This is a genomic window from Sneathiella sp. (assembly GCF_029233945.1).
In the GTDB taxonomy this organism is placed as follows: domain Bacteria; phylum Pseudomonadota; class Alphaproteobacteria; order Sneathiellales; family Sneathiellaceae; genus Sneathiella.
The window spans coordinates 28,623-54,775 of the sequence record NZ_JARGOQ010000021.1 but is presented as its reverse complement, the minus strand read 5'-3'; the positions used below and the strand labels follow the sequence as shown (position 1 = coordinate 54,775).

The 26,153-nt window shown below is 57.1% G+C and carries 26 protein-coding genes; 11 read left to right on the top strand and 15 right to left on the bottom strand.

The annotated features are described in order from the left end of the window. From P1U71_RS08970 to P1U71_RS08935, 8 genes are all read right to left on the bottom strand, one after another. Positions 1 to 2,050, bottom strand: a 2,050-nt coding sequence (locus P1U71_RS08970; RefSeq protein ID WP_301105245.1) for a PAS-domain containing protein, incomplete at its 3' end; no start/stop codon positions are given. A gap of 171 nt (positions 2,051 to 2,221) precedes the next feature. After that, positions 2,222 to 3,517 (bottom strand): adenosylhomocysteinase, encoded by a 1,296-nt coding sequence (gene ahcY, locus P1U71_RS08965; protein WP_301105244.1) that lies wholly within the window; start codon positions 3,515 to 3,517, stop codon positions 2,222 to 2,224. Positions 3,518 to 3,670: 153 nt separating this feature from the next. Then, entirely contained in the window at positions 3,671 to 3,934 is a 264-nt protein-coding gene (locus P1U71_RS08960; protein WP_301105243.1) for an HPr family phosphocarrier protein, read from the bottom strand. Positions 3,935 to 3,976: 42 nt separating this feature from the next. Beyond that, positions 3,977 to 4,381 carry a PTS sugar transporter subunit IIA gene (locus P1U71_RS08955; RefSeq protein ID WP_207042374.1) on the bottom strand — a complete coding sequence of 135 codons (405 nt, stop codon included), beginning with the start codon at positions 4,379 to 4,381 and terminating at the stop codon, positions 3,977 to 3,979. Between the two features lie 37 nt (positions 4,382 to 4,418). Then, positions 4,419 to 5,312, bottom strand: coding sequence for an RNase adapter RapZ (gene rapZ, locus P1U71_RS08950; RefSeq protein ID WP_301105242.1), 894 nt, complete (start codon positions 5,310 to 5,312; stop codon positions 4,419 to 4,421). 1 nt (position 5,313) lies between these two features. After that, entirely contained in the window at positions 5,314 to 5,745 is a 432-nt protein-coding gene (locus tag P1U71_RS08945) for an HPr kinase/phosphorylase (protein ID WP_301105241.1), read from the bottom strand. Positions 5,746 to 5,770: 25 nt separating this feature from the next. Further along, positions 5,771 to 7,441 carry a stimulus-sensing domain-containing protein gene (locus P1U71_RS08940; protein WP_301105240.1) on the bottom strand — a complete coding sequence of 557 codons (1,671 nt, stop codon included), beginning with the start codon at positions 7,439 to 7,441 and terminating at the stop codon, positions 5,771 to 5,773. A 21-nt stretch (positions 7,442 to 7,462) separates the two neighbouring features. After that, positions 7,463 to 8,161 carry a response regulator transcription factor gene (locus P1U71_RS08935; protein WP_367281157.1) on the bottom strand — a complete coding sequence of 233 codons (699 nt, stop codon included), beginning with the start codon at positions 8,159 to 8,161 and terminating at the stop codon, positions 7,463 to 7,465. Between the two features lie 204 nt (positions 8,162 to 8,365). Here P1U71_RS08935 and P1U71_RS08930 point away from each other — a divergent pair, with 204 nt between their 5' ends. From P1U71_RS08930 to P1U71_RS08920, 3 genes are all read left to right on the top strand, one after another. Continuing rightward, positions 8,366 to 9,088, top strand: a complete 723-nt coding sequence (locus tag P1U71_RS08930) for a DUF2470 domain-containing protein (protein ID WP_301105238.1) — start codon at positions 8,366 to 8,368, stop codon at positions 9,086 to 9,088. Positions 9,089 to 9,275: 187 nt separating this feature from the next. Continuing rightward, on the top strand, positions 9,276 to 10,883 hold the full coding sequence (locus tag P1U71_RS08925) for a phosphoenolpyruvate carboxykinase (protein WP_301105237.1): 1,608 nt from the start codon (positions 9,276 to 9,278) through the stop codon (positions 10,881 to 10,883). A 194-nt stretch (positions 10,884 to 11,077) separates the two neighbouring features. Further along, positions 11,078 to 12,010 (top strand): AEC family transporter, encoded by a 933-nt coding sequence (locus P1U71_RS08920; RefSeq protein ID WP_301105236.1) that lies wholly within the window; start codon positions 11,078 to 11,080, stop codon positions 12,008 to 12,010. Here the strand turns inward: P1U71_RS08920 and moeB are convergent. The 7 genes from moeB to ubiE form a co-directional block, all read right to left on the bottom strand. After that, positions 11,998 to 12,798, bottom strand: a complete 801-nt coding sequence (moeB, locus tag P1U71_RS08915; protein ID WP_301105235.1) for a molybdopterin-synthase adenylyltransferase MoeB — start codon at positions 12,796 to 12,798, stop codon at positions 11,998 to 12,000. The two genes, P1U71_RS08920 and moeB, sit on opposite strands and share 13 nt — an antisense overlap. A gap of 4 nt (positions 12,799 to 12,802) precedes the next feature. After that, positions 12,803 to 13,756: a cysteine synthase A gene (cysK, locus tag P1U71_RS08910; protein WP_301105234.1), complete on the bottom strand. Its 954-nt coding sequence runs from the start codon at positions 13,754 to 13,756 to the stop codon at positions 12,803 to 12,805. A gap of 28 nt (positions 13,757 to 13,784) precedes the next feature. Further along, positions 13,785 to 14,234, bottom strand: coding sequence for an Rrf2 family transcriptional regulator (locus tag P1U71_RS08905; protein ID WP_301105233.1), 450 nt, complete (start codon positions 14,232 to 14,234; stop codon positions 13,785 to 13,787). Positions 14,235 to 14,237: 3 nt separating this feature from the next. Beyond that, positions 14,238 to 14,708: a dUTP diphosphatase gene (gene dut, locus P1U71_RS08900; RefSeq protein WP_301105232.1), complete on the bottom strand. Its 471-nt coding sequence runs from the start codon at positions 14,706 to 14,708 to the stop codon at positions 14,238 to 14,240. Continuing rightward, complete coding sequence (coaBC, locus tag P1U71_RS08895) at positions 14,705 to 15,913, bottom strand: bifunctional phosphopantothenoylcysteine decarboxylase/phosphopantothenate--cysteine ligase CoaBC (protein WP_301105231.1); 1,209 nt, start codon at positions 15,911 to 15,913, stop codon at positions 14,705 to 14,707. The genes dut and coaBC overlap by 4 nt, the downstream gene beginning before the upstream one ends. 130 nt (positions 15,914 to 16,043) lie before the next feature. Further along, a complete protein-coding gene (gene ubiB / locus P1U71_RS08890; protein WP_301105230.1) occupies positions 16,044 to 17,654 on the bottom strand; it encodes a 2-polyprenylphenol 6-hydroxylase in 1,611 nt (536 codons plus the stop codon). A gap of 12 nt (positions 17,655 to 17,666) precedes the next feature. Further along, positions 17,667 to 18,428: a bifunctional demethylmenaquinone methyltransferase/2-methoxy-6-polyprenyl-1,4-benzoquinol methylase UbiE gene (gene ubiE / locus P1U71_RS08885; RefSeq protein ID WP_301105229.1), complete on the bottom strand. Its 762-nt coding sequence runs from the start codon at positions 18,426 to 18,428 to the stop codon at positions 17,667 to 17,669. Positions 18,429 to 18,518: 90 nt separating this feature from the next. Here ubiE and mutM point away from each other — a divergent pair, with 90 nt between their 5' ends. The 8 genes from mutM to P1U71_RS08845 form a co-directional block, all read left to right on the top strand. Beyond that, positions 18,519 to 19,355: a bifunctional DNA-formamidopyrimidine glycosylase/DNA-(apurinic or apyrimidinic site) lyase gene (gene mutM, locus P1U71_RS08880; RefSeq protein ID WP_301105228.1), complete on the top strand. Its 837-nt coding sequence runs from the start codon at positions 18,519 to 18,521 to the stop codon at positions 19,353 to 19,355. A 71-nt stretch (positions 19,356 to 19,426) separates the two neighbouring features. Next, positions 19,427 to 20,203: an enoyl-CoA hydratase gene (locus tag P1U71_RS08875; protein WP_301105227.1), complete on the top strand. Its 777-nt coding sequence runs from the start codon at positions 19,427 to 19,429 to the stop codon at positions 20,201 to 20,203. Positions 20,204 to 20,359: 156 nt separating this feature from the next. Further along, positions 20,360 to 20,626 (top strand): 30S ribosomal protein S20, encoded by a 267-nt coding sequence (gene rpsT / locus P1U71_RS08870; RefSeq protein ID WP_301105226.1) that lies wholly within the window; start codon positions 20,360 to 20,362, stop codon positions 20,624 to 20,626. Between the two features lie 480 nt (positions 20,627 to 21,106). Next, a complete protein-coding gene (locus tag P1U71_RS08865; protein WP_301105225.1) occupies positions 21,107 to 21,553 on the top strand; it encodes a rhodanese-like domain-containing protein in 447 nt (148 codons plus the stop codon). A 32-nt stretch (positions 21,554 to 21,585) separates the two neighbouring features. Beyond that, positions 21,586 to 22,968 (top strand): chromosomal replication initiator protein DnaA, encoded by a 1,383-nt coding sequence (gene dnaA / locus P1U71_RS08860; protein WP_301105224.1) that lies wholly within the window; start codon positions 21,586 to 21,588, stop codon positions 22,966 to 22,968. Positions 22,969 to 23,046: 78 nt separating this feature from the next. Continuing rightward, entirely contained in the window at positions 23,047 to 24,468 is a 1,422-nt protein-coding gene (locus tag P1U71_RS08855) for an MFS transporter (protein WP_301105223.1), read from the top strand. Positions 24,469 to 24,720: 252 nt separating this feature from the next. After that, complete coding sequence (gene dnaN, locus P1U71_RS08850) at positions 24,721 to 25,839, top strand: DNA polymerase III subunit beta (protein WP_301105222.1); 1,119 nt, start codon at positions 24,721 to 24,723, stop codon at positions 25,837 to 25,839. 42 nt (positions 25,840 to 25,881) lie between these two features. Next, positions 25,882 to 26,153: AAA family ATPase (locus P1U71_RS08845; protein ID WP_367281156.1), on the top strand; the 272-nt coding region annotated here is incomplete at its 3' end.

Genomic DNA, 26,153 nt, shown 5'->3' with positions numbered 1-26,153 from the left:
GATAGCAGGAAACGGTCGTGCCGACATTTTCCCTGGACGTGAGCTCGACATGGCCCCCATGCAATTCAACAAAGCTTTTCACCAACGAGAGACCGAGACCGGCACCCGCATTCTGCTTCGTGGTATCGCCCTTCGTGAAGCGTTCAAAAATATGCTCGATCTGATCCTCGGCGATCCCTTTGCCGTTGTCCCGGACGGTCATCACATAGCCTTCACCCGTCTTATGCGCGCCAAGGACAATCTCGCCTTTTGCCGGCGTGAACTTGATGGCGTTGCTGAAGAGGTTGAAGATCACCTGCTTGATGCGCCGTTCATCCACCTCGACAAACCCGAGGTCGGTATCGATTTCAGTTTTGATCTCAAGATGCCGTTTGCTCGCGCGATCCTGCACCAGAGGCGTGACAGTCCGGAGCATCGCCGCGAAATCAACGGGCGCCTTTTCAAGCTCCATCTTACCCGCCTGAATATTTGCCATGTCGAGAATGTCGTTGATCAGCAGCAAGAGATGATCGGAACTGTCGAGAATGCCCTGTCCGTATTCGACCTGCTTGTCGTTGAGCGGGCCGAAGAATTCCTTCACCAGAATTTCGGCAAACCCAATGATGGTGTTGAGCGGGGTCCTGAGCTCATGGCTCACGCTTGCCACGAATTCGGTTTTCATCTTGTCCGCGGCTTCCAGCGCCTCGTTCCGTTCCTGCAGTGCCCGCTGCGCCCGAAGCTCATGCGTCACATCGACATAGGTAAAGAGTACATTGCCATCCGGCAGCGGTACACGGTTGAAGTCGATAATATTCCCGCGGGGGTGTTCAATGCGCCCACTCGCCGCATCTCGGTGCGTGACATTGGCGATATATTTCTCGCGAAGGTCGTCAGGCCATTCCAAATCCGACTTTTCCAGAAAATGATCAATTATCTGCGCTATATGGATATCTTCGCGCAAAAATTCTTCTTCAACATCCCAAATCGCGCAATAGGCGGCGTTATAGAGTTTGAGTCGCGCATCGGAGCCAAACACCGCCACCCCTTCATAGAGGTTATCCAGCGTCGCGCGCTGAACCGCAATCTGGGTATTGCGCGCGCGTTCCAGCACGACCTTGTCCGTTACATCCTCGAACAGGAACAAAAGGCCACCGAAGGGATGCGGCGTGATAATGTTGCGGAGGACCGTCTCGTCGGGGAGCTGCGTAAGCTCCTCCCGCATCTCGATCACATTGGTAAAGAGCGCCCGGCGCTTCTCCTTGTAGGAGGCAAAGTCCGCCTGTTCCGGCAGGCGGCGCAACTCCCGCTGCTTGTCCAGCACTTCACTGATGGTTGGTTTGCCATAGAGGAAATCATCACTCATCCGCCAGAGCTTGGCGTAGGTCTGATTGAAGAATTCGAGCCGCTGATCCGGGCCATAAATGGCGATGGCACTCGCCATATTCTCCAGCACATCCGCATGGCCGTCGATATGGCGCTTAAGTTCTTCGGAAAGCTCCGCCTCCCCGGTGGCGTCCAGCGCAAATCCCGCGAGTTGATTGTCGAACTCCAGCGGGGTTTCGACAATTTTGAAGCTGAGCCGATCTCCTTCGACGATATATCGCCGGGTTTCGCTCTGGGTGACGCCGGTCACCCGCGCCTTCGTTGCCAGCTTCCGGGCCTGATCCGGATCGCGGCTTGATGCCAGCTCCGGCACCGTTTCTTCTTCATCGGCGATACCCACGATGTCCGAATATTTCCGGTTCCGCCAGATAATCTTGGAATTCTGGTCGCGACGCCAGACCGGAAGGGGGGCCGCGTTCAATAAATCGATAAAGTCATCGCGTTCCTGCCGCACCGTCGCAAGAGAAGATTTCAGCGAAATAACCTCCGACTGCACCCGCTCCTTTTCCGATGTCAGGGTATCGATCGTCTCTTCATAGCCTTGCTGCTGTTCACTTTCCCGATCGATCTGGCCAAGGAGGGCCAGCGCCTTCTTGCGCATGACGAAAAATGCCATCAGCAAGCCGATAACAGCGAGCGTCAACAACCAGACGAGGGTCAACTGTGTTGAGGTAAAATCTTCTATCATCCTTGCCGGCTCAAAGCTTTTGCCTATCTATCTTACCATGATGGTGTCGTTTTTCATGGTGCCACCCCCTACGCTCGGCGACATCTTCCAGAGAATAGAAAAAAAATGGCCGGAGGGATAGTCCCGCCAGCCATTTCTCTTTAATCAGGCAGTATGTCACCTGCGGGGTAATTAATATCGATAGTGATCCGGCTTGAACGGCCCGACCTGCGGCACGGCGATATAGTCCGCCTGCTCTGTTGTCAGTTCGGTCAGCCGCGCACCGAGCTTGTCGAGATGCAGCCGCGCAACTTTCTCGTCCAGATGCTTGGGCAGCACATAGACTTCATTCTTATACGTGTCATGGCGTTCCCACAGCTCGATCTGCGCCAGCACCTGATTGGTGAAGGACGCGCTCATCACAAAGCTGGGATGGCCGGTCGCGCACCCGAGATTGACCAGACGGCCCTCGGCCAACACGATCAGGCGCTTGCCATCGGGGAACTCAACCTCATCGACCTGCGGCTTCACATTGTGCCAGGCGTAGTTGCGCAGAGCATTGATCTGGATTTCGCTGTCGAAATGGCCGATGTTGCAGACAATCGCGCGGTCCTTCATGTCCCGCATGTGATCGAGAGTGATGACATCGATATTGCCGGTGGTGGTGACGAAAATATCGCCAAATTTTGCCGCTTCATCAAGGGTGACGACTTCATAGCCTTCCATCGCCGCCTGCAGCGCGCAGATCGGATCGATTTCGGTCACCATGACGCGCGCGCCCTGGCTCCGAAGAGAGGCGGAAGAGCCTTTGCCGACATCGCCATAGCCGCAGACCACGGCGACCTTGCCCGCGATCATCACGTCGGTTGCCCGCTTGATACCGTCAACAAGACTTTCGCGGCAGCCGTAGAGATTGTCGAATTTCGATTTTGTGACCGAGTCATTGACATTGATCGCCGGAACCTTCAGCGTTCCCGCTTTCGCCATTTCATAGAGGCGATGAACACCGGTCGTGGTTTCCTCGGACAGGCCCAGAACATCCTTCATCAGTTCCGGATAATCGTCATGCATCACCTGCGTAAGGTCGCCGCCATCATCGAGGATGAGGTTCGGATGCCAGCCGTCCGGTCCCTCGATCGTCTGGATAATACACCAGAGCGCCTCTTCCTCGGTTTCGCCTTTCCAGGCGAAGACGGGAACCCCGCTCGCGGCAATCGCTGCGGCGGCCTGATCCTGGGTTGAAAAGATGTTGCAGGAAGACCAGCGCACTTCCGCGCCCAGCGCCGTCAGCGTTTCAATCAGGACCGCTGTTTGGATCGTCATGTGGAGGCAGCCCGCGATGCGCGCGCCTTTCAGTGGCTTCTTGTCACCAAATTCCTCGCGCAGCGCCATCAGGCCCGGCATTTCGGTTTCCGCAATATTGATTTCCTTGCGGCCCCAGTCGGCCAGCGACAAATCCGCGACCTTGAAATCTTCAAATTTCGTCATGTCCTGCTCTTTCGCATAAAATTCTAAAAATGGCATGCCCGCAGATGGACGGGCCCCGACCTTGGTTACCGTCTGTATAGCAATCCTGCTGCGCCAAATCAATACATATAAAGAAATATTTATATCGTTATAACGACAATTACTGTCGATTTTTCACTCCTCGCCGAACTTGTCCGCGACCAGTTCCGACAAAGCCTCTACGGCGGCGGCAGAATCAGGGCCGCTCGCTTCCACGGAGATTGTTGTCCCGTTGGAGGCGGCAAGCATCATCAGCCCCATGATCGAGGAGCCGGAAACCTGCGTTTCCCCTTTGATGACATGAATATCGGCGTCGAATTTTTCCGCACATTTAACAAATTTGGCCGCCGCTCGGGCATGCAGGCCACGGGCATTGCTGATCACCAGATCGCACTTCACCGGCGCGGCCCTTGTGTAGATACACACTTGCACTTAGTCATATCAGGATTTATCGGCCAGCAGGTGAGAAGCAACATTGATATATTTCCGACCCGATTCTTGCGCGGCGGCGACCGCATTGGCCATATTATCCTCCCCGCGCACGCTTGCCAGCTTGATCAGCATCGGCAGATTGATACCGGCGATCACCTCGACATTCGCTTTTTCCATCACTGAAATGGCAAGGTTGGACGGCGTGCCACCGAACATATCAGTCAGGATAATCACCCCGGCGCCGCTTTCCACCTCGGCCACGGCGGCGAGAATATCCTGGCGCCGTTGTTCCATATCATCATCCGGGCCAATCGATATGGCGCGCACCTGGGTTTGCGGTCCCACGACATGTTCCGTCGCATTGACGAATTCCTCCGCCAACCGGCCGTGGGTCACCAAAACCATTCCGATCATATTCGCCTCATCCCTTTTTGAAATGGCACGTCGTTTCCTATCCGCTTGTCAGTCCGGCATCCGCCAGATCGCGGTGCACCAAATTAGCAAAATAGCCGGAATTTACCACCAGGTCATGAATTTTTTCTGCAACGCACACAGAGCGATGCCGCCCCCCCGTGCAGCCAAAGGCAATGGTGAGATAGGATTTCCCTTCCTCCACATAGCGCGGCAGCAGAAGGAGGAGCAATTTCTCCACCTGATCCATAAACTCGGCATAAGCCGGGTCTTCCGCAATGAAGTCGGCCACGTCCCTGTCCCGCCCCGTCATCGGCCTCAGCCGGCTGTCATAAAAAGGGTTCTGCAAAAAGCGAACATCGAACATCAGGTCAGATTCGCGCGGGATGCCGTTAACATATGAGAAGGACATCACCGTCACCGACAGGCGGGAGGACCGTTGCAGGCTGAAATGCCCGGTCAGGATGCGTTTAAGTTCGGGTTGGGACAGGTTGGTGCTGTCGATCCGGAGGTCCGCCGCGCTCTTCAGCCCGCTGAGGCGGTGTTTTTCCTGGCGAATCCCGTCTCCGACCGGTCGATCCTTGGCCAGCGGATGGCGACGGCGGGTTTCGGTAAAGCGTCGTTGCAACACTGCCTCGTCACAGTCCATGAACAAAAGCCGGACCGGATCATGCCCTTTCGCCCGCAGTCCCGTAGTCACTTCCAGCACCTGATCGGTCGAGAAGCCTCTCGTCCTGAAATCAATGCCGATCGCGAGATTTGCCGCGCCGCCATCGCCCGCCTCATCCACCATTGCCGTCAGGAGGGAAAGCGGAATATTATCCGCGACTTCCCACCCCATATCCTCAAACTGACGAAGCGCCGTGCTCTTGCCCGCACCGGAGAGGCCGGAGACGATAACTACCTGATTTCGGGGCCGGTCCTCCGGGTCCATATTATTCATATCCTGTGAGCAACGGATTTTGACGGAGCGCGAGACGGACAATGGCCGACGCCGACGCCATAAACGGGTCCAGCGCGCGTAGCGGAATTTCTATCCCGTCAAAAACAGCGACATCAGCTGCTGGTGCCCGATCAATCTGATTATAGGGCATCAGATCAAAGACAAGCGCAAGCGGAATATCGCTAACCGCAGGGAGCGGCATCAGACCGAGGCCGCGCACTTCTATCTTCCCGGCAATTTCGGCAGGCGCCTTCAGATAGACCCCGCCATCGCGAAGATGAATTTCGGTATAGTCATCGGAAATGAGGGTTCCGCCGCCATCAACAAGGCGGAGCGCAAGATCGGATTTTCCGGACCCTGACGGACCGCGCAATAGGACTCCCCGGCCCTCAATCTCGACTGAACTGGCGTGACATCTGATCATACTAGCGACCCTATGCCAGACCTTCCTATTTTGGCAACTTTATTAGGAACATAGCGCCCAGCACCTTACCGGAAGCATCCGTCCGGTTCTGCGCCGAAATCGTCCCGCCATGGGCATCGATAACCAACCGGGAAATGCTGAGGCCGAGCCCGGAATGACGGCCAAAGCCCTCGGCCTTTGGTCGTTCCGTATAGAAACGGCTGAAAATAGCGTCAAGCTTGTTCTCCGGAATGCCGGGGCCTTCGTCCTCGACGCTGAGGATAACAGATGTGTCTTCCTCCTTCAGGCGGATCAAGACCTGGCCAGCTTCCGGCGAGAAGGAGACAGCATTATCAATCAGGTTCCGGAGCACCTGGCCCAAACGGCCCGGCAGACCCATGACTTTGACGGCCTTTTCCGGCTGCTTGAAATCAAAGGAGATGGCGGTGAACATCTGCGTCGTGCGATACCCGTCCAGCACGCCTTCCACCAGCTTGATCAGATCGACCGGCTCCCCTTCCGAGCGGGAGAGTTCCGCATCCAGGCGGCTCGCCGCCGAAATGTCCGTGATCAGGCGATCGAGCCTTTTTACATCACTGACGATAACCGCGCGGAGTTTTTCACGTATTTCCTCATCCTTCACCCGCTCGAACGCCTGCACCGCCGTGCCGAGAGAGGTGAGCGGATTTTTCAATTCATGGGCAACGTCGGCCGCAAAGGCCTCAATCGCGTCGAGCCGATCATAAAGCGCGGTGGTCATCGCCCGGAAAGAGACGGACAGATCGCCGATTTCGTCTTTTCTCTCCGAGAAATCAGGAATGACCATGCGCCGGCCAATGCCGCGCCGCACCTTGTCTGCGGCCTCTGCCAGCATATGGATCGGTGCGGCGATGGTGCGCGCAAGGAAGAGGGAGAGGAGGAGCGTGATCACCAACGTCACCGCGAAGACAATCAGCGTCGTCACCTGCGCCGAGCGCACGGATTCATCGATGCTGTTTCCGCTTTCCGTCAGCAGCAGCCCGCCCAGAATATGCTTGAAACCCTGCACAGGCACGGACACGGAAAGGACAAGCTCCCCATTATATGTCTGGCGGGTCATGCGCCCGTTGTCACCATTGATGGCGGTGCCGATTTCCTGAAAATCAGCCCCGCTCGGGATCGGGTTGGTCGGAAAGAGCGGATAGTCATATTTCGCCGGGAACAGCTTTTCCCAGCCGTCATAGAGCTCCTCGAAGAAGAGCCGGACAGGGCTTTTTACCTCCGGCGGGGGCAATTCCTCGGACACGATATTACGCCCGGCGGAGATCAGGCGGCGACTGTCCGCGATCAGCACCCCTTCCCGGTCAAACAGCAGCCCCGGGGTATTGGTCACAATGGAAAGCCGACGGAGAACGCGCTTGATGGGGAGGGAATCGAGCGTCAGATACTGCACCTGACCGTCGAGAGAGACTTCCTGCAACGCCGCCTCGCCGAGGGCGCCGGCAATCATTCGGCCATTTGTCGTCAGCGCCTGGAACCGCGCCTCGATCAGGCCGTCACGGAACTGGTCAAGGTACAGAACACCGCCCGCCAGAAAAACAACGGAGAAAAGATTGATCGCCATGATCCGGCGACCAAGAGAGGAAAAGGGGCCTCGCCTTACCTTTTTCTCCCGGTTCTCCGATTTTTTCTCGTCAGGAACTTGGTCGCCGCCATGGAGTTTGGGATCCACATTCATTCCGTCTGAACCGTTCCGGTACTATTTTTCCTTGAACCGATATCCGACGCCATACAGGGTTTCGATGGCGGAAAAGTCGGGGTCCGTTGCCTTGATCTTCTTGCGCAGCCGCTTGATATGGCTGTCGATCGTGCGATCATCCACATATATATTGTCATCATAGGCCGCATCCATCAGCTGATCGCGGCTTTTTACATGACCCGGGCGCAGCGCCAGCGCATGCAGAAGCATAAATTCGGTCACTGTCAGGGTGACTTCCCGGCCATCCCAGAAACAGGCGTGGCGGATGCTGTCGAGCTTGAGCTTGCCCCGCAGCATGATATCTTCCTCGCCTTCGCTCTCATTCTCCTTCACGGAGCCATGGCGCCGAAGGACAGTGCGGATACGTTCCACCAGCAGGCGCTGCGAGAAGGGTTTGCGGACATAGTCGTCGGCACCCATCTTGAGGCCGAGGAACTCGTCAATCTCGTCATCCTTGGAGGTCAGGAAAATCACCGGCAGGCTGCTTGTCCGGCGCAGACGGTTCAAAAGCTCCATCCCGTCCATACGTGGCATCTTGATATCCAGCACCGCAAGATCCGGCGGGCTGTCGGCAAAGCCTTTCAGCGCCTCCTCCCCGTCCGAATATTTATCCACCTCAAACCCTTCGCTTTCCAGCAGGATCGAAACGGTGGTCAGAATATTTTGGTCATCATCGACCAGGGCTACTTTCGTCGCCATGTCAGTCCCCAGATTCATGTCATCACCTGTATTGTATGATCTGTCGCATCTAATTGCCATCTACATTTAGTCAAAATAAGGCAACAGAATGTCCAAGGCGAATTTACCGCCGGAATGGCACCTAAAACCCGCCTAATTTCAGTTTTTAAGAAGGACTCGCAATTTTTCTTTTGCTTTTTTGCGAATTTTTCGCAAAACAGACAGATGACAGAATCAACCAAAATCGATATTCGGGCCGAGACAGTGCGCCGTCTCCTTCGCCGGGCGTCCTCCGCCTCCCTCGCCACCATGATGACGACCGATGATCAGCCCTATGCGTCTCTGGTCCTGATGGCGACCGATCCGGCGGGGCAGCCGCTCCTTCTGCTTTCCGATCTCGCCGTGCACAGCAAGAATATTGCCAGGAATGCAAATGCCTCCATTCTGATTGCGGAGGCGCCGGGGGATCGCGACCCGCTCACCCTGCCCCGCATCTCGGCCGAGGGGGTTCTTGACATAGTTGAGGAAAGTGGCCTGAAGGCCCGCTATCTCCGCCGTTTCCCGTCCACGCAGGATTTCGCGGATTTTACGGACTTCAAGCTCTACCGTATGAATGTCTCCCGCGCGCATCTGGTCGCCGGTTTTGGCGATATCCATTGGCTCGACGGGGGTAAATTCCTGATCGATCCGGGCTTCCTTGCCGCGAGCGAGGCCGAGAAAGATATCATCGATCATATGAATTCGGACCATGCAGACGCCGTGCAGGAGCTGGTGACGGCGGCAACAGGCAAGCCCACAGAGGGTTGGGAAATATGCGGTATCGATGTGGAGGGAATGGATCTCCGGAAGGGCTGGCAATATGAACGGATTCTCTTTCCTGCGCCCACCGCGAGCGCGGAGGAGGTCCGCAAGGGAATTATCGGGCTTTTAAAAAGCGCAAGAAGTTAATAGAAAATTCAGCGGTTCTGTTTTAAGTGGCATAAATTCAAGGGAAAAATGAAACAGTCGCAAAAAATGAAGGATTTTAAGTCGCTTTTTTGGTGACAGCCGTATTGCGCGCCTTATACATGCGCCTTATTCTGAAACGAAAAGCCCGGAACAGGGCATCTCTTTAAGACAGCACTGGAGAAAGATTGTGGAGCAAATTGGACCCCGTAAGAGTAGTTATGGGCTGGACAGGAACGGCCTTGGCAACCTGGGCAAGGCATATTGGAACTTATCAACGCCGGCTTTGTACCGCGAATCCCTCTTGCGCGGAGAAGCCTCCCTTGCCGCCGGTGGCCCGCTTGTCGCCCTGACAGGCCAGCATACGGGCCGATCCGCCAATGACAAATTCATTGTGAAGGAACCCGGCAGCGAGAAGAATATCTGGTGGGGCGCGGTCAACAAGCCGATCGACGCCGACAAATTCTCCGCCCTGCATGAAAAAATGTGCGATTATCTTTCAGGCAAAGAAGTATTTGTTCAGGATTGCTACGCCGGTGCCGATGCCAATAATCGGCTGCGGGTCCGGATTATTACGGAATGCGCCTGGCACAATCTTTTTGCCCGCAACATGTTTATCCAGCCCGCGCCGAGCGAGCTCGACGATTTTGAGCCGGAGTTCACCATTCTGCAGGTTCCCTCATTCGAGGCGGACCCTGCCGTTGACGGCACCCGCTCTGAAGTATTCGTCCTGCCGAATTTTGCCGAGAAGCTGGTAATTATCGGCGGTACGTCCTACGCCGGGGAGATCAAAAAATCGGTCTTCTCCATCCTTAATTACCTGCTGCCGGAAAAAAATATCCTGCCGATGCATTGCTCCATCAATGTGAGCGAGGAAGGTAACTCCAGTGTCTTCTTCGGCCTGTCGGGCACCGGCAAGACCACCCTCTCCGCCGATGCGAGCAAGATGCTGATCGGCGATGACGAGCATGGCTGGTCCGATGACGGCGTCTTCAACTTTGAAGGCGGCTGCTACGCCAAGGTGATCAACCTCTCGAAAGAGGCGGAGCCGGAAATCTATGAGACCACCCGCCGTTTCGGCACGGTTCTCGAAAATGTGGTGATGGACCCGGATACCGGCGAACTCGACCTCGACGACAACAGCCTGACGGAAAACACCCGCGCCTCCTACCCGATCGAGTTTATCCCGAATGCGTCCGAAACGGGCGTTGCGGGTTTCCCGACCAATGTGGTGATGCTGACGGCCGATGCGTTCGGTGTTCTGCCTCCCATCTCGAAGCTGACGCCGGAACAGGCGATGTATCACTTCCTCTCCGGTTATACTGCGAAGCTTGCGGGCACGGAAAAAGGCCTCGGTAATGAACCGCAGGCGACCTTCTCCACCTGTTTCGGTGCACCCTTCATGCCGCGTCATCCGGCGGTTTATGCCAAGCTGCTCGGCGAGAAAATCGCCAAGCATGGCGTCAACTGCTGGCTCGTCAACACCGGTTGGACCGGCGGCGAATATGGCACCGGCCACCGCATGCCGATCGGCCATACGCGCGCGCTCGTCAATGCCGCCCTTGATGGCACGCTGGCCAAGGTCGAGACAGAAAAGGATCCCTTCTTCGGCCTCGCCATGCCAACATCCTGCGCCGGTGTCCCGTCCGACATCCTGAACCCACGCAATACCTGGGCGGACAAGGCGGCCTATGACGTGAAGGCGAAAGATCTGGTGACCCGCTTTATCGAGAATTTCGAGCAGTTCACCGACTATGTCGAGGATGATGTGCTACAATCCGCGCCGAAAATCGCGTAACGACCTTCCTTAAAATCAATACTTAAAACCCGGCTTCTGGCCGGGTTTTTTTGACTCAGATGAAAAAGCTTTCGTCATACCAAAAGCCAAGAAGCAATAAGTCCAGAATTTTTTCTGCTGGTCAAACGCCGCATTATCGACCACAAGACAGGCTAACCCCGGACTTGTATCAACAATAAAAAGGATTTTCGAACATGTGGGCGATATCGCTTTCCGTGCTGCCGATCTTCTTGTTGTTGGTGCTCGGCAATTTGCTGCGGCGAAACGGCTTTCCGGGCGGTGATTTCTGGCATAATGCGGACCGGGTCGTCTATTGGGTCCTGTTCCCGGCACTGCTTTTCTATAACACCACAACCGCCCCCTTCAGTAACGATCTTGTCGGCAGCTATGCCCTTGCCCTTCTCGGCGCGCTGGCGGTGACGGGGCTGCTCTCCCTGCTCGCCGTCAAGTTACTCAGGATTGATCCCCGCATCGGCGGATCCGTCTTTCAGGGCGCGGCGCGGCATAACACCTTTATCGCCTTCGCGGTTGCCGATTACCTCTACGGAGCGGAGGGGATTCTGCTCGCGGCCGTTGCCACCGCCGTGCTGGTGCCTGCAACCAATTTATTCTGTGTCTCCGTTCTTGTCGGCTATCAGGGTCGGTCAACCACCCATACGCTCAAACAGCGGCTGGTGCGGGAGATTGTGCGTAACCCCCTGATTATTGCCATTGCCATCGGGGCGTTCCTTAATTTTTCCGGGATCGGCCCCCTCCCCGTCATCAGCAATTTCGCCGGGCTACTCTCCAAAGCCGCGTTGCCTTTCGCACTTCTTTGCGTTGGCGCCGGCCTCAAGATCAAATCCATCCATACCGGCGCGCTTTATGTCGTGATCTCAACCGCGCTGAAGCTGGTGATCTTCCCGCTGGTGATCGCAGGGGCGGCCATCGCCACGGGGCTGGAGGGGGTTGCCGCGATGGTCCTGATCATCTACGGCACGATTCCGACGGCCAGCTCCGGCTATGCGCTTGCCAAGCTCCTGGGGGCGGATGCGGAGGTGATGGCGGGCATTATCACGGTGCAGACCATGATCTCCATGATCACCCTGCCCTTGTCCCTCACTCTCGCGGCGGCCTATTTCATGTGAGGATGCCGGGATAAGTCCGTGATCGTCGGACTATCACCGCAGAGCGGGCAGTTGGGATCGCGGGGGATTTTGATTTTACGAAACTCGGCGGCGAGCGCATCATAGAGAAGCAACTGGCCTGAGAGCCCTTCCCCGATGATGAGCAGTTCCTTTACCACTTCGACCGCCTGGAGCGTGCCGACCACACCGGCCAGCGCGCCCAGGACCCCTGCCTCGCCGCAGGTCTGCGCCACATCGGGTGGCGGAGGTGCAGGAAAGAGACAGCGGTAGCAGGGATTTGCGCCTTTCTGATAGGGTTTGAATGTGGTGATCTGCCCGTCAAACTGCAAAATTGCCCCCGAAACGAGCGTTTTTTGCGAGAAATAGCAGGCATCATTGAGCAAAAAACGGATCTCGAAATTATCAGTGCCGTCGGCCACAAGATCATAATCGGCGATAATCTCCTCGATATTGTCCACGGTCAGTCGCTCATGATATTGGATCACGTCAATATCCGGGTTGATCGCCGCGACCGCCTTGGCCGCACTTTTTACCTTCGCCGAGCCGATATCGGCGGTACCATGGGCGATTTGTCGCTGCAGGTTGGAGAGATCCACTGCATCATCATCAATAATCCCGAGGGTGCCAACCCCGGCCGCGGCAAGATAGAGAGCCAAGGGAGAGCCCAGCCCCCCCGCCCCGACGATCAGCACTTTCGAGCGCAGCAGCTTCTGTTGGCCCGCGCCGCCAATCTCGCGCAGGATGATATGGCGGGCGTAACGGTCAAGCTGATCGTCGCTGAGCGCCATGGCGTCAGAGACCGTCAAACAGCGCGGTTGTGAGATATCTCTCGGCAAAGGACGGAATGATAACGACGATTGTTTTACCGTCCATGTCGGGCCGATCGGCGATTTCCAGTGCCGCCGCCACCGCCGCACCGGAGGAAATACCGACGGGAATCCCTTCCAGACGTGCCACCTCTCGCGCGGTTTCAAACGCGGTTTCATTGCCGATGGTGAGTACTTCGTCAATCAGGCTCTCATCGAGGTTTTTCGGCGAAAAGCCCGCGCCGATCCCCTGAATCTTGTGCGGACCGGGCTGCCCGCCAGAAAGGACGGGGCTGTCTTCGGGCTCCACCGCCACAATGCGGATATTTGCGTCTTTTGCCTTTAATACCGTGCCGACGCCAGTCAGGGTGCCGCCGGTACCAACACCTATTACCACCACATCGACCTTGCCGCCGGTATCAGCGAGTATTTCCTCCGCTGTCGTCACCTTGTGAACGGCCGGATTGGCCGGGTTTTCGAACTGCTGCGGAATAACCGCATCGCCGATTTCGGCCTTTAACTCCTCTGCCCGGGCGATGGCGCCGTTCATCCCCTTCGCCGCGTCGGTCAGTTCCAGATTGGCACCGAGGAGTTTCAGCATCTTGCGCCGCTCCATCGACATGCTTTCCGGCATCACCAGTGTCAGATGATATCCTTTCGCGGCGCAGACAAAGGCGAGGCCGATGCCGGTATTGCCGGAAGTTGGCTCGATAATCGCGGTCTTCTCGCCGATCAGGCCCGCCTCTTCCATGGATTCAATCATCGCGGCGGCGATGCGGTCCTTGACGGAGGCCAGCGGATTGAAAAACTCCAGCTTCAGCAGAATGTCGACCTTACTCCGGCAGTCTTTTGTGATCCGGCGCGCCCGGACGAGCGGGGTCGCCCCGATGGTATCGACAATGGAATCATAGATTTTGCCGCGCGGCGGATCATTTTTCATTTTTTAGCTCAACTTGTTGTTTTATTGCCTAAATTTCAAAATGCGAGGCATCGCTAGGCGCCTCAACCTCGCCCTTTTCCACGGCCCGCTGGCAGAGATCTTCAAGAGTGACGCTGTCTAGCTCCGACAGCAGGCAGGCCTGCGCCTCGTGCCAGAGCGGCCCGACTACGTTCTGCCCGATATCGGAGGTGAAAATCTGAGCATCCTCTTCGGCCTCCGCTGCGCTGATCACCCGGATGACATCACCCGCTGTGATCCGCCGCCGCTCCCGCGCGAGACGATACCCGCCGCGAGGGCCCCGCACGCCCTTCAATATGCCACCATGGACAAGCTGTTGCATCACCTGCTCCAGATAGCGAAGCGGAATCCCCTGTCGCTTGGTGATTTCCTTCGATTGCACCGGATCGGGGCGCGCATTAAAGGCGATATCGACCACCGCCTCCAGCGCATAGAGCATTTTCTTCGGCAGATGTAACATCGCTCAGCCCACCTCTTCCACTTCCGCAACACCGGTGGAGCCGAAACCGCCTTCGCCGCGCACTGTCTCATCAAGGGTTTCCATCTCACGCCAGCCCGCCTGTATCACCGGCGCGATCACCATCTGTGCAATCCGGTCTCCGCGCTCAATAACGAAGGTTTCCTCGCCCGCATTCATCAGGATAACGCCAATCTCCCCGCGATAATCCGCATCGATGGTGCCGGGGCTGTTCGGAAGGGTAATGCCTTTCTTCAGCGCAAGGCCGGAGCGAGGCCGGACTTGCGCCTCAAACCCGCGCGGCAGGGCCATCTTGAAGCCCGTCGGGACCAATGCCCGTCCTCCCGGCGGAATCTCCATCGCTGTTTCCACGGCGGCACGGATATCCATCCCTGCACTGTCCGCCGTTTCATAGGATGGCAGGGGCAGGCTTTCCCCATGGGGCAGGCGGGTGATGGAAATAGTTACGTCAGTCATGCGTCAACCTCTTGAAAAAAATTGGCAATTCGCATCGCCAATGTGCGCGCCACGGCGTCCTTACTTTGCTTTGGCCAGTCCTCGACCTGCTCCGCCGTCAACAGGAACACCCGGTTTTCATCGCCGCCGAAAGTGCCGGTATCCGTTCCCACATCATTGGCAACGATCCAGTCGCAGCCCTTTTTGGCGAGCTTGGTCTTGCCATTTTCGATAATTGTTTCCGTCTCCGCCGCGAAACCAACCACCAGTGCGGGCCGGCCGGATTGGAGTGCGCTGACCGTCGCCAGAATATCCGGGTTTTCAGCTAGCGACAGGCGGGGCAGCTCACCGACGCGCTTCTTGATTTTCTGGTTCGCCTCCGTCTCGACGCGCCAGTCGGCAACAGCGGCGGCAAATATGGCACCATCGACGGGCAGGGCGTCCTCGCAGGCGGCGAGCATGTCTTTCGCGGATTCGACCGATTTCCGTGTCACCCCGCGCGGTGCATCCAATCGGGTCGGGCCGGAGACAAGCGTCACCTCCGCGCCGAGATCGGCGAGCGCGGCGGCAATGGCATAGCCCTGCTTGCCCGAGGAACGGTTTGCGATATAGCGCACCGGATCAATCGGTTCATGGGTCGGCCCGGCGGTCACAAGCATTTTCCGCCCCCGGAGGGGCTTTTCGGCGCTATTTTGAAAAAAATCGACAATTGCACCGCAGATCGCCGCCGGTTCCGCCATTCGGCCCGGACCATATTCACCGCAGGCCATATCGCCCTCATCCGGGCCGATAGTCATAACCCCGTCGCCTGTCAGTGTTTTGAGGTTGCGTTGTGTCGCCGGATGCTCCCACATGCGGACATTCATGGCGGGCGCGATCAGGACCGGCTTGTCGGTTGCGAGAAGGGCGGTCGTCGCCAGGTCGGTCGCTTGACCTGTTGCCATTTTCGCCATCAAATCCGCCGTTGCCGGGGCGACCACCAGAAGATCCGTGCTGCGGGAAAGCTCGATATGGCCCATTTCTGCCTCATCGGTGAGGGAGAAGAGATCGTCAAAGACCTTCTCCCCGGTCAGGGAGCCGACGGAAAGGGGGGTCACGAATTCTTTCGCCGCCTTGGTCAGGATCGCGCGGGTGCGAATGCCCTGTTTCGACAGCAGGCGGATAAGCTCCAGCGACTTATAGGCCGCGATGCCGCCCCCGATAATTAGCAAAACCGATTTATTCATTAGATTTGCGCCCGAATCCACCTGTATCCAATATTTTACTGATCTTTTCTGTAAAATATAAATATTCCCCTGGCGTCCCGCAAGCTATTTCTTGCGGGCGTCGAGAATTAAACCGAGAATTTCCAGAAGATCAAATCGCAAGCGTCAGGAGATAGGCGGCGAGGGCGCCGAGAAACACACCGCCCACGAGATAACCCGTGCGATAACGCCGCTCTGTCGCGACTGTATCGGCTTCCATCTCCTCCCGAAGCGCTTTCTCCCGGCTTTCCATCTCACTCAGCAGATCATCGGCCTTGGTCACAATCGCCGGGATCTTGCGAAGGAGCGCGATGCCGTCCTTCACCACATCAGCGGCCTGCGCCTCAATGCCCATATTCTCCCGCATCCAGTGCTCAACGGTCGGGGACGCGGATTCCCAGAAGTTGATTTCCGTATTCAGGCTCTGCGCCACGCCTTCGGCGGTGACCATCGTCTTCTGCAGCAGAAGAAGCTGCGGCTGGGTTTCCATCTCGAAAGTTTCGGTAATCTGAAAAAGCTGCACCAGCAGCCGCGCGATGGAAATTTCATTGACCGGGCGGCCGAGGATGGGCTCCCCGATGGAGCGGCAAGCCTGCGCAAAATTGGCGAGAGATTTATGCTTTGGCACATAGCCCGCCTCGAAATGGATTTCCGCCGCCCGCAAATAATCGCGAGTGAGAAAGGCATAGAGCATTTCCGCCATGAACAACCGGGTCTCCCGGCTCATCCGACCCATGATGCCGAAATCAACGGCGGCCAACCGTCCGTCTGGTGTCACGAACAGGTTACCGTGATGCATATCCGCATGGAAAAAGCCGTCGCGCAGCACCTGATGGAGGAAAACGCGGATGACATTGTCGGCGAGCGCGTTGAGGTCATGGCCGGCCGCGATCAGTTCTTCTTTCTTTGAAATGCTGATCCCGTCGATACGGCTCTGGGTCATCACCCGCTGCGCCGTACGTTGCCAATCAATCTCGGGCACGTCGAATTCGGGGTCTTCCGCGAAATTTTCCGCCATTTCAGAGGCGGCGGCGGCCTCCAGCCGGAGGTCCATCTCCAGCTCGACGGAATCGGCCATGGTATCGACAATCTTGGTCAGCCTCAGGCGGCGCATATGCGGCTGATACCGCTCCACCAGCTCGGACAGCCAGTAGAAAAGCCTCAAATCCCGCTCAAACGCATCCTCGATATGGGGGCGCAGGATCTTCACCGCCACATCGCGGAGGATTTCCTCGGTCGCCGCAGGATTTTCTTCCGTCGGGGCAGGGACCAACTCCCGCACTTTCGCGAAATGCACCTGCGCAATGGAGGCCGCCGCGACAGGCTCGGGGTTAAACTCCGCGAATAATTCTTCAAGCGGCGCCTGCAACTCATATTCGATAGTCTCGCGCGCCTTTTCAAACGGGAAGGGCGGCAGGCGATCGCGCAGATTGCCAAGGTCGAGCACCATATCCTCCCCGATCAGATCGGCCCGCACGGAGAGCGCCTGACCGAGCTTGATAAAACTAGGCCCCAGTTCCTGCAGCGCATTTGCGAGCCGTTCCCCATCACGGAGGTCCTTGCTGCGCGTGGCGCCAACGGCAAAGAGCGGCATGATCTTGCGCAGCAACACAAGATAGACTGGCAGCCGCTCGAAATTATCGAGGAAAAAGAGGGCGTCATGCCGCGCCAGCGTCCGGGCAACGAAGAGCAACCGTAGGGAATTGTTGATAGTCCGGATCACAGAATGTCGCTCCTACAACCGCCAGCCAGAGTGCAATGCCGCGATACCACCGGAAAGGCGGCGATACTTGACTTGCCCAAAGCCCGCCTCCCGCAGCATGTCGGCGAAGCGATCCGCATCCGGAAACTGGCGGATACTCTCCACCAGATATTGGTATGACGGTTTGTCCTTCGCCACAATGCCGCCAATCTCGGGCAGCAGCTTGAAAGAATAGAAATCGTAAAATTCCTTCAGGACCGGCGCCTCCACTTTGCTGAACTCCAGGCAGAGAAACCGCCCGCCCGGCTTCAAAACACGATATGCCTCTCGCAGTGCCTTCGGGATATCCGTCACATTGCGAATACCGAAAGCGATCGTATAGGCATCAACCGATTTATCAGGAAGAGGGAGGGATTGCGCATCGCCGTTTGTCCAGTCGAGCCCCTTAAGCCGCCCCTGATCGATGGCGCGGTCCTGTCCGACGCTCAGCATTGCGTGATTGATATCGAGCACCGTGACCCGGCCATCCCCCTCCACCGCGTCAAGAAAGCGAAAGGCGATATCGCCAGTGCCCCCCGCCACATCGAGAAGATGCTGCCCCTTTCGCGGCATCAGCCAGTCGATCATCGCCGATTTCCAAAGGCGATGAACCCCGCCGCTCATCAGGTCATTCATCAGGTCGTAATTCCCGGCAACGCTGTCAAAAACACCGCGCACAAGCCCGGCTTTGTCGTCCTTCGGGACCTCGCGAAACCCGAAATGGGTGCTGTCCGATGAATTGTCCGAAACTGCCATCGCACTTTCCGTTTGCTGGATGAGTTGATCGCCTTGTTTGGTCGAAATAAGAGCATAGCGCAAGGCATAAAATAAGGCTACTGTCCCGCCATGCCCGAATTACCCGAAGTCGAAACCGTCTGCCGCGGCCTGGAGCAGGCCCTGATCGGCGATCAGTTCACCGCCGTCACGCTGCGGCGCGCGAATTTGCGCTTTCCCTTTGCCGAGGGCTTTGCAGAAACGCTGACTCGCCGGAGGATCGAAGCGATCCGTCGCCGCGCGAAATATATCCTGATGACGCTGGAGGGCGGGGAGGTAATGATCGGGCATCTTGGCATGTCGGGAAGTTTTCGCATCGAGCCCGAACCGGATCCCACAAGCCCTTTCGACAAGCATGATCATGTGATTTTCGAAACCGCGCGGGGACTTCGCGTGCGCTATCATGATCCGCGTCGTTTCGGCTTTATGCTGCTAACGAAAACGGACCTGCTGGAGAGCCATCCGCAGCTTGTCGGGATCGGGCCGGAACCGCTTGGGAATGAATTCAGCGGCCCCGTGCTGGCCGAGCGGCTGGCGGGGCGCAAGACACCGATCAAGATCGCACTCCTCGATCAACGGATCGTCGCCGGTGTCGGCAATATATATGCCTGCGAGGCACTGCACCGGAGCGGAATATCCCCCAAGCGCCTGGCCATGAATGTCAAGGGCCAGCGCGCCGACAGGCTTGCCGCCGCCATTCGCACCGTGCTGGAGGAGGCGATAGCCTCCGGCGGATCGACATTGCGCAATTACAGCCACACGGATGGAGAGCTCGGTTATTTCCAGCATCGATTCCTCACGTACGACAAGGAGGGCGCGCCTTGCCCGACCCCGGGATGCGGCGGCAGCATCCACAGAATCACGCAATCCGGTCGCTCCACCTTCTATTGCCCGAAATGTCAGCGCTAGGCTGGACAAAGAAGATTCCATGAAGATAATGGGCGCCAATGACGCAACCAAATTAAAAACAGGATACTCCCATGGCCTATAATAATATTGTCACCGATACGAAAGGCGCCGTCGGCATCATCCGCCTCGACCGGCCGAAAGCCCTCAACGCCCTCTGTGCCGAGCTGTTCGTGGAACTGGCCGACGCCCTTGACAAGTTCGAGGCCGACGAGACGATCGGCGCCGTCGTCCTGACGGGATCTGAAAAGGCATTCGCCGCCGGGGCGGACATTCTCGAAATGCAGCCCAAGACTTATATGGATGTGTATAAAAGCAATTTCCTGAGCCAGGATGCCGAGCGGCTGTCCACTTTCCGCAAACCCGTGATTGCGGCGGTCGCGGGCTATGCTCTCGGCGGTGGATGCGAGCTTGCAATGATGTGCGACTTTATCCTCGCCGCTGATAATGCACAATTCGGGCAGCCCGAAATCAAGCTTGGCACCATTCCCGGCCTTGGCGGCACCCAGCGCCTGACCCGCGCCGTCGGCAAGGCGAAGGCCATGGAAATGTGCCTGACCGGCCGGATGATGAGCGCGGAGGAAGCGGAAAGCTCCGGACTTGTCAGTCGCATTGTTCCGCTCAACGACCTGATGGATGAGGCGATCAAGGTCGCCGGCGAAATCGCCGACCTGTCCCAACCCATCGTCATGATGTGCAAGGAGAGTGTCAACAAGGCCTATGAGACCACCTTGCGCGAAGGAATCATGTTTGAGCGGCGGGTCTTTCATTCGACTTTTTCGACGGAAGATCAGAAAGAAGGCATGTCTGCTTTCGCCGAAAAGCGCACCCCGGATTTTAAAAACCGCTAGAAACAGGTCGGCTCTCGTCGGAAAAACGTGGTATTCGAGCTTAAAGGGCGGAAAATTGCGAATTCCGCCCGATTATCGATATTCTTCTGTTGACGGCGTATTTCCTGCTGGTTATAACCCGGCTTCCGAATTTCGAAGCTAAAAGACAGGATTGTCATGGCGCATCATAAATCTGCATTGAAACGCATCCGACAGACAGACGTCCGGACCGAACGCAACCGGGCCCGCCGCAGCCGCATTCGCACCTATGTGAAAAAGGTCGAACTGGCGGTAACGGAAGGGGACCAGACAAAAGCCAACGAGGCGCTGCGTATCGCCCAGTCTGAACTGACCCGCGGTGTCGTCAAGGGCGTGTACAAGAAGAACACGGCCTCCCGCAAGATTTCACGTCTGAACGCGAAAGTAAAAGCGCTCTCCGCTTAAGACGAGAATCATCTGAGAATCAAGCCGCGATCCGAAAATGGATCGCGGCTTTTTTTATGCGTCATTGCGCTTTATAGGCGTGTCACTCAGCCGGATTTCGCGTGGCTTTTTACCAGTTAACGTTACCGCTGTGGAACCGTTTACAACATCTTGTAGGTCAAGAATTTGTTCAATCAATTTACAAAATAAATTTCGGTTTTCCTGTCACCCTTTCCTTGCATGGGAGATGTGGATAAGATTACTCTCGCCGGTCTTAAAGGAGCACTCCCAATCCTTAAATCACATAGATTGTCGAGGTAAAAAAGGGGCTAATCGCCGCTTGGGAGGCACTGTATTCAGTTGCGTGTTGGTTTATGAAGTTCTGCGTTGCGTACCAGTTTAAGGGCGGTTTCCGGGGGGAACCGCCGGAAAGTCTTTTTCGCTGATGTCCGGACCTACACCGGACATTGTTCAGCATAATGGAACGAAGGAAATTTGTGGATGACAAATGGGGGAACACCCGGCAGCAACGCAACCTATGCCGGTGACAAGACGGTTCAGGAAACATGGGATATACTGGCAAGCGACCCGGAAGCGGTCCTGATAGATGTCAGAACAACGGCAGAATGGGCCTATGTGGGATTACCTGATCTGTCATCTCTCGGTAAAACGGTCCAGCCCGTCTCCTGGGTTCTGTTTCCCGACATGTCGAAGAACATGAACTTCATTGACGAAATTTCCGCGATCCAGCCGAACAAAACCGCTCCCGTGATTTTCCTCTGCCGCTCGGGCGTGCGCTCAATCGCTGCCGCCGAGGCCGCAACGCAGGCAGGCTATGGCCGCGCCTATAACGTCCTGGAAGGATTTGAGGGTGGGCCCGACCAGAGCGGCCACCGGGGAACTGTCGGCGGCTGGAAAGTCGCCGGTCTCGACTGGAAACAGAGCTGATGACAGCGCAGACGAATTCAAAGGCTTCTGTAATGACAAGAAATGAACAGTGGAAGCAGATCAGGGAAAAGCTTCGCAGCGAATATGGCGTTGCAACCTTTAATTCCTGGCTGAAGAATATCGAGCTTGAGAAGATCGACGGCAAATTGGTGACAATGACGTTGCCGACGCGGTTCTTGTGCGACTGGGTGCTTAACAACTACGCCAACCGCATTCGGCAGCTTTGGAACGCAGCAGACAAATCGATCACTGCCGTCGATATCCGGGTCAAACCGCTCGACAAGAAAAACATCGCCGCGCAGAAGCCGACCTTCGGCCTTGCCGATGTGAGCGCGCCCTTCAATGGCAAGGCAGTTGCCGCCGTCGAAGCGGGCGCAACTCCGGATCCGTCCCTGATGGCGCCGCTCGATCCGCGCTTTACGTTCGAGAATTTCGTTGTCGGCAAATCAAACGAACTGGCCCATGCCGCCGCGCGCCGCGTGGCGGAGGCGAAGGATTCCGTGCCCTTTAATCCGCTTTATCTCTATGGCGGAGTCGGACTCGGCAAGACCCACTTGATGCATGCCATCGGCCATGCCATCGCCGCCAACAGCCCGGACAAGCGCGTGCTCTATCTTTCGGCGGAAAAATTCATGTACCGCTTTATCCGCGCACTTCGTTTCAAGGACACGATGAATTTCAAGGACCAGTTCCGCTCCGTCGATGTGCTGATGATCGACGATGTGCAGTTCATCGCCGGGAAGGACAGCACGCAGGAGGAATTTTTCCACACCTTCAACGCGCTGGTCGATCAGAATCACCAGATCATCATCTCCGGCGACCGGTCCCCGACCGACCTTGAAGGGATGGAGGAACGGATGCGCTCCCGGCTCGGCTGGGGGTTGGTCGCCGATATTCACCCAACCGATTACGAGCTCCGCCTCGGCATCCTGCAATCGAAGGTCGAGCAGGGGAAAATCAATATCGATCCGCGCATTTTGGAATTCCTTGCCCATCGCATCACGTCGAACGTGCGGGAGCTGGAAGGGGCATTGAACCGTGTGCTGGCTTATTCCGATCTCGTCGGGCGCGCCGTGACACTGGAAAGCACGCAGGAAGTGCTGCGCGATCTCTTGCGCGCCAATGACCGACGCATCACGATCGAGGAAATCCAGAAGAAAGTGGCGGAGCATTTCAACATCCGCATGTCGGACATGCATTCCGCCCGCCGCGCCCGCGCCGTGGCCCGCCCGCGTCAGGTGGCAATGTATCTGGCCAAGCATCTGACCTCTCGTTCCCTGCCGGAAATCGGCCGGAAATTCGGGGGCCGTGACCATACAACCGTGATGCATGCCCTGAAGAAAATCGACGAGCTGCGACAGGAGGATATTGCCCTGTCGGAAGATATAGACCTGCTGATGCGAATGCTTGAGTAGAAGGCAGCCGCAGCGAGACGATCCGCACCAGAGAGGATAACCCCCCAAAAAGGTTTCAAGAAAAAGGCGGGCCATTCCATGAATGAACCACAACAGAGCGGCGCCGTTCGCTGGCGCGAAGTTCTTAACCGGCAATACGGGATGTCCCTGGCCCTGGTAAGCCTTGGCATCTGGCTTCATGCCGCCGACAGCCTGCTGGTCGCCACCATGGTGCCGCAGATTGTCGCCGAGATCGGCGGGGCGGAGCTGATCTCCTGGACGGTGGCACTCTATGGCATCGGTTCCATCGTCGCGGGGGCGGCCAGCGGCTTGATGGTCCTGCAATATGGCCTGCGCGCGCCGATGACGCTGGCAGCGCTTCTCTTCGCGCTTGGCTGCACCATCAGTGCACTGGCACCTGAAATGTGGGTGGTTCTGGTCGGTCGTTTGTTTCAGGGCCTGGGCGGCGGTGGCTTGATGGCCATGGCCTTTGTCGCCGTAAGCCAGTTGTTTCCACGCCGGTTGACGGCCCGTGCCCTCGGTGCGATCAGCACCTTATGGGGTGTCTCCGCTTTTATCGGGCCGCTCGTGGGCGGGCTTTTTGTCGAATACGGCACCTGGCAAGGCGGCTTCTGGTTTTTTGCCGTCCAGGCGCTTCTTATGGCAGTATGGATACAGTTCACGTTGCGCAAGAACGAAAAGCCGGCAGAACAAATCCGTGCCCGCTTTCCTCTTCAGCGGCTTTTCTGGTTATCTCTCGGGGTTTTCCTGATTGCGTACGGCGGAATCGAGATATCTGTCCTGCAAACCAGCCTGTTCGTTGTCCTGGGCATCGTGGCGCTCATTCTCTTTCTCTTCCTTGACGGCCGGCGGGCAGAAAGCCGCCTGTTGCCACATAAACCACTTAACCTCTTCACTCCGCTCGGCGCGGCGCTGGCCCTTGTCCTTGCCTTTTCGACGACGACTGTTGCCATCACCGTCTATGGCCCCTATCTGATCACCGAACTGCATGGTCGGGCGCCCATCGTTGGCGGCTATGTGATGGCCTGTATGTCTATCGGATGGGCTCTTGTTGCCTCCCTGGTGTCCGGTGTTGCGGAAAAGCACGACGGCCGGATGGTTGTCATCGGCATGATCCTCGTGACGATCAGCCTGCCGGGATATGCCTATAGCTTGCCCTATGGGCCGGTCTGGCTGATTGCCGTGTTCGCGGCCATGCAGGGCGGCGGCTTCGGCACTGCCTGGACCTTCATCCTCCGTCGGGCTATCAAGCTCGCGCCGGATAATGAACATGAGCGGATTGCCAGCGCCATCCCGACCCTGCAACGGCTCGGTTACGCCCTTGGTGCGGCCTATGCCGGCATTCTCGCCAACGCCGCTGGCCTGACTGAGGAAGCGGACATTTCCGTCATCACTGTAATTGCCTGGTTGATCCCGCTTGCCTGCCTTCCGGCGGCGGCAATCGGACTGGTTGCAACCTATCAGTTTGCCCGGCGGCGATCGGGCGATGCAAGCTCCTGATATCACAGGCAATTTCAGCCTGATTTCCGCCCTGCGGCAACGGGCGAAAAGCCTAGGTTTCCAGTGTTCTCTCTGCTATAGTGGCGCATGGTCTCCTGCACCGGCCTGAATTTCGATTCAAGGTTATGAATCAAATTCTTAGGCTGTTGGCGGAATTGCCGGTTCCGGGGAGAATTATATTGATGTAACCGGCCTTTATCGGGCATAATGACAGCCCTTTTTGAGTAACCTATTTGAAGCCTGATTGAGCCAATGAAACTGACAATTGAACGCTCCGCTTTGCTATCGTCCTTGAGCCATGTGCAAAGCGTTGTCGAACGCCGCAACACAATCCCGATCCTCGCCAATATACTGATAAATGCGCGGGACGGGTTTCTTGGCCTGACGGCAACAGATCTTGATATTGCGATCAATGAAAAGGTCGCCGCGAATATTGGAACCGAAGGGGCGACGACCGTCCCGGCCCATCTCCTTTATGACATCATCCGCAAGCTGCCCGAAGGCAGTCAGGTGGAGCTTGACCACAACGCAGCGGAAGAACGGATCTATGTGCGCTGCGGCCAGTCGAAATTCGCACTGGCCTGCCTGCCGCAGGATGACTTCCCGGTGATGGAAACCAATCAGCTGCCGCATAATTTCGTGCTGGCCGCGAATATCCTGAAGCGCCTGATCGACAAGACGCGCTTCGCCATCTCAACGGAAGAGACCCGCTATTACCTGAACGGGATCTATCTGCATGCGGCGGAGACGGACGGCGTGCCCATGCTGCGCGCGGTGGCGACAGACGGCCATCGCCTTGCCCGGGTCGAAACCCCGATCCCGTCGGATGCGGAGGGCATGCCGGGCGTGATTGTGCCGCGCAAGGCCGTGAGCGAAGTACTCCGCCTGATTGACGAGCGGGACGAACCGGTCGCGATTTCCCTCTCGGAGACTAAAATCTGCTTTTCCTTCGGCGATACGATCCTGACGTCAAAACTGATCGACGGCACCTTCCCGGACTATGAACGGGTCATTCCGGAAGGCAACGACAAGGTGCTTGAGCTGGATGGCAAGTCCTTCGCCCAGGCCGTTGACCGTGTGTCCACGGTTGCAACCGAGAAAACCCGCGCCATCAAACTCTCCCTGAGTGGCAATCTGATCACCCTCTCCGCGACCGGGGCAGAGGCAGGAAGCGCCACGGAGGAAGTTGCGGCTTCCTACGGGTCGGATGAAATGGAAATCGGCTTCAACTCGAAATACCTGCTTGATATCACCGGTCAGATTGATGGCGAGAATGCCCGCTTCCTGTTTGCCGACGCGGGATCGCCAACCATCGTGAAGGACAGCGCCGATGAAGGGGCGCTCTATGTTCTGATGCCGATGCGGGTGTGATATGGCGGCCCTGACAGCACCGTGAGTCATCGGCCCGGGACAATGGGTGTCGCCATAGAGGAGCCATTTGTGTCGGCCTATGTTATTACGCGCCTGATTTTGACTGATTTTCGCAATTATACGCATTTGAAGGTTGAAGCGGATTACCGTCCTGTCGTTCTGACGGGCGCGAACGGCAGCGGCAAAACCAACCTTCTGGAAGCGATCTCTTTCCTCACGCCGGGACGGGGATTGCGGCGGGCGAAACTGACGGAGGCCGCGAATATAAAGGGCAGCGGCAGCTGGGCGGTGGCGGCGGATGTAACGTCGGATGC

Bases quoted from the DNA above. Each gene is read 5' to 3' on its own strand.
- ahcY (WP_301105244.1), bottom strand. From the start codon at position 3,517: ATGACGAAATTTGAAGATTTCAAGGTCGCGGATTTGTCGCTGGCCGAC.
- P1U71_RS08955 (WP_207042374.1), bottom strand. From the start codon at position 4,381: ATGATCGGAATGGTTTTGGTGACCCACGGCCGGTTGGCGGAGGAATTC.
- rapZ (WP_301105242.1), bottom strand. From the start codon at position 5,312: ATGGACCCGGAGGACCGGCCCCGAAATCAGGTAGTTATCGTCTCCGGC.
- P1U71_RS08945 (WP_301105241.1), bottom strand. From the start codon at position 5,745: ATGATCAGATGTCACGCCAGTTCAGTCGAGATTGAGGGCCGGGGAGTC.
- P1U71_RS08940 (WP_301105240.1), bottom strand. From the start codon at position 7,441: ATGAATGTGGATCCCAAACTCCATGGCGGCGACCAAGTTCCTGACGAG.
- P1U71_RS08935 (WP_367281157.1), bottom strand. From the start codon at position 8,161: ATGGCGACGAAAGTAGCCCTGGTCGATGATGACCAAAATATTCTGACC.
- P1U71_RS08930 (WP_301105238.1), top strand. From the start codon at position 8,366: ATGACAGAATCAACCAAAATCGATATTCGGGCCGAGACAGTGCGCCGT.
- P1U71_RS08920 (WP_301105236.1), top strand. From the start codon at position 11,078: ATGTGGGCGATATCGCTTTCCGTGCTGCCGATCTTCTTGTTGTTGGTG.
- moeB (WP_301105235.1), bottom strand. From the start codon at position 12,798: ATGGCGCTCAGCGACGATCAGCTTGACCGTTACGCCCGCCATATCATC.
- cysK (WP_301105234.1), bottom strand. From the start codon at position 13,756: ATGAAAAATGATCCGCCGCGCGGCAAAATCTATGATTCCATTGTCGAT.
- P1U71_RS08905 (WP_301105233.1), bottom strand. From the start codon at position 14,234: ATGTTACATCTGCCGAAGAAAATGCTCTATGCGCTGGAGGCGGTGGTC.
- dut (WP_301105232.1), bottom strand. From the start codon at position 14,708: ATGACTGACGTAACTATTTCCATCACCCGCCTGCCCCATGGGGAAAGC.
- coaBC (WP_301105231.1), bottom strand. From the start codon at position 15,913: ATGAATAAATCGGTTTTGCTAATTATCGGGGGCGGCATCGCGGCCTAT.
- ubiE (WP_301105229.1), bottom strand. From the start codon at position 18,428: ATGGCAGTTTCGGACAATTCATCGGACAGCACCCATTTCGGGTTTCGC.
- mutM (WP_301105228.1), top strand. From the start codon at position 18,519: ATGCCCGAATTACCCGAAGTCGAAACCGTCTGCCGCGGCCTGGAGCAG.
- P1U71_RS08875 (WP_301105227.1), top strand. From the start codon at position 19,427: ATGGCCTATAATAATATTGTCACCGATACGAAAGGCGCCGTCGGCATC.
- rpsT (WP_301105226.1), top strand. From the start codon at position 20,360: ATGGCGCATCATAAATCTGCATTGAAACGCATCCGACAGACAGACGTC.
- P1U71_RS08865 (WP_301105225.1), top strand. From the start codon at position 21,107: ATGACAAATGGGGGAACACCCGGCAGCAACGCAACCTATGCCGGTGAC.
- dnaA (WP_301105224.1), top strand. From the start codon at position 21,586: ATGACAAGAAATGAACAGTGGAAGCAGATCAGGGAAAAGCTTCGCAGC.
- P1U71_RS08855 (WP_301105223.1), top strand. From the start codon at position 23,047: ATGAATGAACCACAACAGAGCGGCGCCGTTCGCTGGCGCGAAGTTCTT.
- dnaN (WP_301105222.1), top strand. From the start codon at position 24,721: ATGAAACTGACAATTGAACGCTCCGCTTTGCTATCGTCCTTGAGCCAT.